Genomic DNA, 3,771 nt, shown 5'->3' on the forward strand with positions numbered 1-3,771 from the left:
CTGACGCCGTCCCGGTGGCTGCTGCAGTGCAGGCGTTGGTGGCGACCTGCCATGCCCAACCCAGTGAGGCTACGCGGTCACGGCACTGGGGTCAGGTCCTGGCCGCCGTATCCGTGATGGTGACCACTTCGGTGGCGGGCACCTCGTGACCGTCGTCGTCGAGGAAGCCCACGTGGACGGGGCGGCTGGTGGAGCGCGTCCGTCGCAGCGCGGAGGGGCCCGAGGGGCGCGGGCGGTGGTGGTCGCCCCACTGCTGGAGCGCTGATAGCACCACCCGCAGGTCTCGCCCCGCCTCAGTCAGGTGGTAGCTCTGCCGAGGCCTGCTGCCCGGTTCCCGATATGCCTGCGTACACAGCACGCCGCTCTCGACGAGAAGCTTGAGCCGGGCGCTGAGCAGGTTGGTTGCGATGCCTAGGGACGACTGGATCTCCGCGAATTTATGTGTCCCGGTGAGGATCTCGCGGAGCACCAGAAACGTCCAGCGCTCGCCGAGAATCTGCAGGCTGCGCTCGATGGAGCAGGCCGGCTCGTCGTTCATGGGGCTTGACCCTTGCCCCTGGGTTGACACTGTCCACCTCCCGCGCAATACACGTCCGCGACTGGAGCATTTCGGACAATACTCTCCTGGATCTCGTATTGCAATCCAGACCCCGCGCTGCACGAAGACCTCCACACGCAACGGCGCGAATGCAGCAGGCGTGCGAGCCCACCCCTGCCGCAATCCTGACCGTCGACGGCTTCCAGGGAGCCCCACGCCATAGCGCAGACCTCGCATGCCTCACCCACACCCCGCACCCCTCGCCGGAGTCGGCACCTGGGGCCGCCCGCCCCGCCTCCCTCCGCCCTCGCCGCCGACACACCCAGAACCGCCCGCGACCGAAGTTCACGAAACCCCCCATATCTCTACAAATAGGAAGCAATCACATCTAATCCGATCTACCCTGACTTGCGTATATAAATCCAACCGCTAACGTTGAAGTCGTGAGCGGCCCTGCCCCCAGCCCGACCGACAGACGATCACCCGCCACGAGCCAGCCGGAAACAGGGCGTGCCTTCTGCCGCTCTGGACGGGTGCTTTCGCCGCAAGGCCTGCCCGGGGCCCGGCGCAGCCCAACAGGTCGCACAGAGAGAGGATGATCGATGAGCAGCTCCACCGGAACGCCGTTCACCACAGTCCGGACGGCCGCTGAAGCCGCCGGCACCGGCACGGCGATAGCCCTGCTGGATGCGAATAAGAGGGTGGTCGGATGGACGCGGGCCGCCGAGCAGCTCGTTGGATACCCACCGGCGGACGTGGTGGGCTGCCCCGCGGCGACCCTCCTGGTGGACAGCGAGGACCGAGCGAAGGCATCGGCGTTCTTCGAGCCGGGCGCAGCCCGCGGTCGGTCCGGCTTCGTCAAGGTCCGCCACCGCGACGGCCGCAGGATCGACGTACGCCTGTGCGTGCAGTCGCTGTCCGGACACAACGGCCAGGCCCAGTGGGTCGTGTCGGCAGGCGGCAAGGGCACGCCCCCCGCCTGGGCGGCGGACCGAGCGGTGCTGGAGTCGCTCCCGGGAACACTGAATCTCCCCAGCCGTCTGCCGGTCGGGGTCGTCATACGCGACACCGAACTGCGCTGCACGTGGGTGAACGACACCCAGGGCCTCAAGGACGGCATCCCCATGCCACGACGGCTGGGGCGCAGACTGCCGGAGGCGGCTCCCGGCACCGAAGCCGCACAACTTGAGGCACTGATGCGCCAGGTGCTGCACAGCGGCGTCCCCGCACTCAACGTGGAATACCGGACGTTCCTGCCGGCGCAAGCACCCAGGCGACACACGCTGACGGCGTCGTTCTTCCGCCTCGACGACGCGCAGGGCCGCGCCTTGGGCGTGTGCGCCGTGAGCGTGGACGCCACCGACAGCCGGCGGGCGCAAGAGCGTCTGGCGATCCTCGGCGAGGCCGGCAAGCGGATCGGAACCACCCTGGACGTGATGCAGACCGGACAGGAACTCGCCGATCTCGCGGTGCCTCTCCTCGCGGACCACGCCACCGTCGACCTGGCGGAGTCGGTTCCCCTCGGCGAGGAGCCCCTGGCACGCCTCGGCCTCAAGGGTGGTCGCACCCCCGCGTTCCGCCGCGCGGGCTTGGCCACGATCCACCCGGAGACCTCGCAGGCCCTGGCCGCGCGGGCAGAGGCGGTCATTGTCCCGCCGACGTCGCCAAACATCAGCGTCCTGCGCTCGGGGAAGTCCCACTTCGAACCGATCCTGGACACTTCGCCCGGCACGTGGGTGGATCACCACGATGCGGCACGGGCGGCGATCCACGACTGCACGGCACACTCATTGATCGTCGTCCCGATCCACGCCCGGGGTGCCGTGCTGGGTGTGGCGGCGTTCGTACGAACTGGCGACCGTGCGCCGTTCGAGGAGGACGACCTGCTCCTGGCCGAGGAACTGGTCAGCCGGGCCGCACTGTCCCTGGACAACGCCCGCCAGTACGCGCGTGAACGCTCCGCAGCCCTCGCTCTGCAACGTCACCTGCTCCCCCACCATGCGGCGGGCGGTGCGGCCGCTGACGTGGCCTCGCGCTACCTGCCGGCCGACGACCACCACGGTGTGGGGGGTGACTGGTTCGACGTGATCCAACTGCCCGGCGCCCGGGTCGCCCTGGTCGTCGGAGACGTGGTCGGACACGGCATCAAAGCAGCGGCAACCATGGGTCAGCTCCGCACTGCGGTACGCACCCTGGCCGATATGGACATGCCCCCCGATGAACTCCTGAGCCGCCTCGACGAGCAGGCCCTCCGCCTCACCGAGGCGGATGCCGACCCAGATGACCCGGCTAACACGACCATGACCGCCACCTGCCTGTACGCCGTCTACGACCCGGCCACCCGATGCTGCACGATGGCGCAGGCCGGGCACCCGCCTCCCGCGATCATCGATCCGCACGGTGGCGTCACCTTCGCCGATCTGCCTGCCGGCGCACCGCTCGGCCTCGGACTGGTCCCCTTCGAGTCCGTGACGGTTCAGTTGCCCGAGAACACAACGCTCGCCTTCTACACCGACGGCCTGATCGAGGATCGCAACCAGGACATCGACATCGGGATGGATCGCCTGGCTACGATCCTGAGCCGGCGGGGCCTCACGCTGGACGAGCTCGGCTCGTCGGTGGTGGAGACACTGCCGGCCAGGGCGCCGAGCGACGACGTCACCCTGCTCCTCGCCCGGACCCGCTCACTTGGCCCGGACCAGATCGCTTCGTGGCAGCTCCCGGCCGAACCGGCGTTCGTCAGCCGCGCCCGGGCCCTGGCCACCCGGCAACTGGCCCAGTGGGGACTGGACCGCCTCGCCCAGTCCACGGAACTGATCGTCAGCGAGCTGGTCACCAACGCCATCCGGCACAGCCAGGGCACGATCGGCCTGCGCCTCATCCAGCACGGGGCGCTGACCTGCGAGGTGTACGACACCAGCAACAACCACCCACGGCTGCGCCACCCCCAGACCACCGACGAAAACGGCCGCGGCCTCGCCCTCGTCGCCCACCTGTCCCGCCGGTGGGGAACCCGCAACGCACCCGACGGGAAACTCATCTGGGCCGAACAGCCACTGACAACCAGCCCGTGACATCACGTCCGGCAGCACGGCTCCCATCGCGTCGACCGGGCCGGCCACGGCCCATAGCCACTTCGCCGCAGCGCGAACACAAAAGGCAGCACCGGACTCATGGCACTGTCCTTGCGAGAAATGCAGGATATGGGTTCAGTCCGCTGCCCGCCCAGGGAC

General features: G+C 68.9%; 2 protein-coding genes. One reads left to right on the plus strand and one right to left on the minus strand.

Features of this window, described 5'->3' with window-relative positions:
• Nucleotides 1–91: 91 nt before the first annotated feature.
• Nucleotides 92–538, minus strand: coding sequence for a winged helix-turn-helix transcriptional regulator (locus tag ABZ312_RS44890; RefSeq protein WP_500440209.1), 447 nt, complete (start codon nt 536–538; stop codon nt 92–94).
• A 602-nt stretch (nt 539–1,140) separates the two neighbouring features.
• Between ABZ312_RS44890 and ABZ312_RS44895 the strand changes: the two genes are divergently transcribed.
• A complete protein-coding gene (locus ABZ312_RS44895; RefSeq protein ID WP_500440210.1) occupies nt 1,141–3,612 on the plus strand; it encodes a SpoIIE family protein phosphatase in 2,472 nt (823 codons plus the stop codon).
• The last annotated feature ends 159 nt before the right edge of the window (nt 3,613–3,771 follow it).

This window comes from Streptomyces sp. NPDC006207, assembly GCF_040613835.1.
GTDB lineage: Bacteria > Actinomycetota > Actinomycetes > Streptomycetales > Streptomycetaceae > Actinacidiphila.

Excerpts from the sequence above, each read along its gene's own strand:
- ABZ312_RS44890 (WP_500440209.1), bottom strand. The coding sequence starts at position 538 with ATGAACGACGAGCCGGCCTGCTCCATCGAGCGCAGCCTGCAGATTCTC.
- ABZ312_RS44895 (WP_500440210.1), top strand. The coding sequence starts at position 1,141 with ATGAGCAGCTCCACCGGAACGCCGTTCACCACAGTCCGGACGGCCGCT.